At 41.2% G+C, this 3751-nt stretch carries 6 protein-coding genes; 3 read left to right on the top strand and 3 right to left on the bottom strand.

Translation table 11 applies throughout. The features are described from left to right. Positions 1-321, bottom strand: a 321-nt coding sequence (locus tag F6K20_RS28565; protein WP_287296923.1) for a hypothetical protein, incomplete at its 3' end; no start/stop codon positions are given. Between the two features lie 615 nt (positions 322-936). Between F6K20_RS28565 and F6K20_RS28560 the strand changes: the two genes are divergently transcribed. Then, on the top strand, positions 937-1695 hold the full coding sequence (locus tag F6K20_RS28560) for a bilin-binding protein (RefSeq protein ID WP_008178848.1): 759 nt from the start codon (positions 937-939) through the stop codon (positions 1693-1695). A 62-nt stretch (positions 1696-1757) separates the two neighbouring features. Here F6K20_RS28560 and F6K20_RS28555 read toward each other — a convergent pair whose 3' ends face one another. Both F6K20_RS28555 and F6K20_RS28550 read right to left on the bottom strand, forming a co-directional pair. Beyond that, positions 1758-2435 (bottom strand): DUF1822 family protein, encoded by a 678-nt coding sequence (locus tag F6K20_RS28555; RefSeq protein ID WP_008178842.1) that lies wholly within the window; start codon positions 2433-2435, stop codon positions 1758-1760. Positions 2436-2474: 39 nt separating this feature from the next. Then, entirely contained in the window at positions 2475-3131 is a 657-nt protein-coding gene (locus F6K20_RS28550) for a sigma-70 family RNA polymerase sigma factor (RefSeq protein ID WP_008178841.1), read from the bottom strand. Positions 3132-3289: 158 nt separating this feature from the next. On the opposite strand from F6K20_RS28550, the gene F6K20_RS28545 reads away from it, so the two are divergent. Together F6K20_RS28545 and F6K20_RS28540 are read left to right on the top strand one after the other, a co-directional pair. Continuing rightward, positions 3290-3502 carry a hypothetical protein gene (locus F6K20_RS28545; protein WP_287262758.1) on the top strand — a complete coding sequence of 71 codons (213 nt, stop codon included), beginning with the start codon at positions 3290-3292 and terminating at the stop codon, positions 3500-3502. Between the two features lie 2 nt (positions 3503-3504). After that, positions 3505-3751 (top strand): hypothetical protein (locus F6K20_RS28540; protein WP_287296920.1); only part of this gene is annotated, 247 nt, incomplete at its 3' end.

The raw sequence follows: 3751 nt of genomic DNA, 5'->3' as shown, positions 1-3751 counted from the left end.
TTCGGTATTGTCATTTGCTCCACTACTTTCTCTTGTGTCTATTTCAGTTGTTACCGTGATTCCCTCTACGCTGATCTCTACCTTGCTATTATATTTCCCTGTGAACTTAGATTTGGCAATCAAGTGAGGTCCTAGGTTAAATATTATAGATACAGATATCAGCAGGAAGGCAATTCCCCAGATGGAAAATTGCCTTACTACTGGGGACTCACCGTTTTTATCAGTTGCTGGAGTTGTGACTACAGTAGTTTTTTCTCTATTCTGTTGCGTATTCTTCTGTGCCTTAAAAGTGCTAGTAAATTGCTTTAGTAAGTTGGTCATGGTTTTGTCCTGATGCTTGATTGCTTATAACACCATCCTAGATTTTGCAGATGGGTGTATCAAGGACAGTAAAGGAAAGATAAAGGCAAGATAATAAGTGTCTTTTTCTAACCTCTTGAGTGACAGTTTCGGATCAATAAGTGTCCTTTTCTGTCCTTCTTAACAACTAGAATCACACGGATTAATTATCAATGAGTCAAAAGGGCAAGCTTGGTAGCATTAGAGCCATTCCTAAAGGAATAAGGCGTCTTAACCAAGCTAGAGCCAGTCAAAGAGATCACGAAGGTAAGCCCCTAACTTATGAGCGCCTTGCACCAAGAGCAAGCTGAGCGCTAAAATAGTTCAGCAACAGTAAAGCAAAGATAGATAAGTGTCCTTTTCTAAGCTCTTGAGTCATAGTTTTGGACTGATTGACTGACTTTACTCCTAAAACCCTTGATTTTACCTAGAGCGGTGGATCGGTAGTGAAACCTAAGCAAACCATTGCCAGCGTTGGATTTGACTATATTCCACTCAACCTAGGAAGCCAGAAAAGTCAGTCAAGCAGCAGTTTCGGATCAATAAGTGTCCTTTTCTGTCCTTCTCAACAACGACAATCACACAGATTTGTTATCTATGAGTAAACAGCGCAAGCCCCGTGGTGTTAGTGCCAGTCCTGAAGGAATAAGGCGTCTTAACCAAGCTAAAGCCACTGAAACAGATGACGAAGGTCAGTCCCTAACTTTTGATCGCCTTGCAGAAAGAGCAGAAAATATCAGCGATAGAACAGTTAAGCGCTTCTTCAGTGGAAAACCTGTGGATCGGGGTTATGCGATCGCAATTATCGAAGCTTTAGGTCTAAAACCGGAAGATGTACTATCTCCAGAAGAACTCTTCGTATCAGAATCTATAGAACAAATCCAAGCCAAGGATACGGGAGACTCGGAGCGTGCGGGGGAGTTAATTAAGGGACTAGAGACAGCACTAAGTGAGTTTAAAAAAAGTGAGGAGGCTAGCCTTCAAGCTATGGAATGGCTCAAGGCTAACCGAAAAGCGTTATCCCAAGAAGCTGCCGAAGCAGCTTTAAGGAAGCATTATGACCAGAATCCAAACAATGTAGATACAGATTACTCAGAGGATATTGAGGTATTTTCTCAAGAAATCAGAAAATATTTGCAGTTGATCTATTACTGTTTAGAGTTAGGAAGTTGGGAGCTGATGGATAGAGCAATACAGGAATCAAAGATTCCTGTGAATAGGGATTTACAGCTTTATGTAGATGCACTAGATTTTATTAAAAACCAAAAGGTTAGTCTAAGTTTTGATCCTGAAGAAGCTAAAGAAATAACCCTTTACTTGGACGAGATCATCAATATAATCCCTAGAAGATTATAAGCCTAATTTTGAGTTAACGCTTCTAGACAAAGTGTTAGATTTTTAATAAATAATTACCAGTATTAATCCTTATTATTCAGCATTTGAATAAATCCTAATATTTGGACTTGTTTTTTTTTCTTCATCCTTTCAATTACGAATTCTAAAATTTCTGCATATTCTGGATATTTGTGAATAAGTTTCTCTAAGTGATAAATAAATTTAGATTGACGACGAACTAATTCAAAATTATCCTTCAACCATTCCAGTAATTTTACGACCTTTGATTCCAGCTCTGGTAATTGGTTAATTAACTGCTCAAGAGACTCGATTTTACTAATATCCAAGCTTCCTTCTACTGCAGTTTTGGAAAATCCTAGCAGTTTAGCTTGATTACTTGGTTTATGAATTTCTACCACCACATAACCAACTCGGTCTTGGCGACTTTCTGGTGGGATGTCACAAACTAGGTCACCAGGTAAAACAGGACGACATTCCAATTTTCCCCAACCTTTAACCATCAAATCGGATACATTCATTAGCGATCGCAGGGCTGGATTACTGCTATCACTTGCTGGTAAATCAGTTTCTACTTCCATACACTGTAAGTAGAAGTTTACGGCATAAACTGCTAATGTATTGAGGTAAACGTCTTGAGCTTTGTCCGGCTCGTGCTGTTCCCGACTAAAGGTTTCTGCTAGTTGATACCAATCTCTGGTAAGAGGCACAGAGAATGTTAATTTTTCCGTTAAGTTATTCATGGTTACTCTCTCGTCTATACATTGAATCTTATTTGTCAGTTATTCCTGCAAGTATTCCTTAAACCTGTCAGCAAAATACTTACAAGAGCGGCAGTAGAAACTTTGCACCGTTGAGGCTTGCTTTGGCTTTAACCCAACTGCTACAGCAGTCTGTTGCCAACTCTTCCGGTCAAGATATAAAAGAGCAATAGTTCTGAAGTTGGCCTGAGGATGTCCTTTAACGTGTCTGCTGGCAAACAGCCCATCAGAGTCTTCTTCAATACACTGACGTACAAGCTGTGAAGGTAACGGAGTGTCTTCTGGTTGGGCAACGGTTTCTAAATAGGTCATACCTGATTGATTGATCTTACCCCCATCGGAAGAGTTTATTGGTGCATCTAGTGAGTACTCCTTTCCCCCTTTGGTATGTCGTTTATTGCCATCAATCAACCGTCTCTTGAGGACGTAATTGACCCAGTTAATCACCGGAGCTCTCGGTTCATAAGTGTCAATTTTTTTTAACACATACAACAAAGTCTCTTGAAGTGCATCATCGTAAACCTCCTGAGGAGTGTCAAATCTCCTGCGAGATAATTTGCCGGATGCTTGAATCATATGAATCAGCCGAGTCAGGACGAGACGACGGCCACGGCTTTTTGGGGAATGCTTTTGAGCTTCTAACGCTAGCTGTTGTAGTCGTTCCTCCAGTTCGTTCATGGGTTAACTCCATCTCAATCCATCTCCTGGATTTACCTTTCTAAATAACTAACGGTGGCCAACCTTGGATTCTATGCAAAGTCGGAAAAAATTTTTCAAATGGGCTCTCTAGCTCGATTTGGCATGGAATCGCTCTTTGAGAAAGTTAACAAAAACAGATGAGGCTGTTGTTTTTATTCCTGCCCATGTATAATCCTAAAACCATCAAGGGTTGGCTCGTCGGACTTGTTGCTATTCCTCTAATCTGGTCAGCCTACTGCGAGTATGAAGGTAAACCCTTTACCCAAGCCAGTGATGTGATCAATTCCCTGGTGCAAGTCACAGTATTAGTGGATGCGCTTCTGAAGCAAGAAGATCCAGACAATAAATAATTGTGAGCTTTTGCCTACTTTTGAATGCGATCGCTAAACTGGCATCAGGCGTAGAACTGGCATCAGGCGTAGAACTGGCATCAGGCGTAGAACTGGCATCAGGCGTAGAACTGGCATCTTGCCAGTTTCCTCCTTATTTTCGCGCGGGCAGGATGCCCACTCTACTCCTATTCAGGGCGAAGACTGATGCAACGCCAGTTTTGAATGCGATCGCCTTTGGCGGGCTCTTCGAGCCATCGCTAAACTGGA

The organism is Moorena sp. SIO2C4, from assembly GCF_010672485.1.
Taxonomy (GTDB): Bacteria; Cyanobacteriota; Cyanobacteriia; order Cyanobacteriales; family Coleofasciculaceae; genus Moorena; species Moorena producens.
This window is presented reverse-complemented; position numbering and strand designations above follow the sequence as displayed.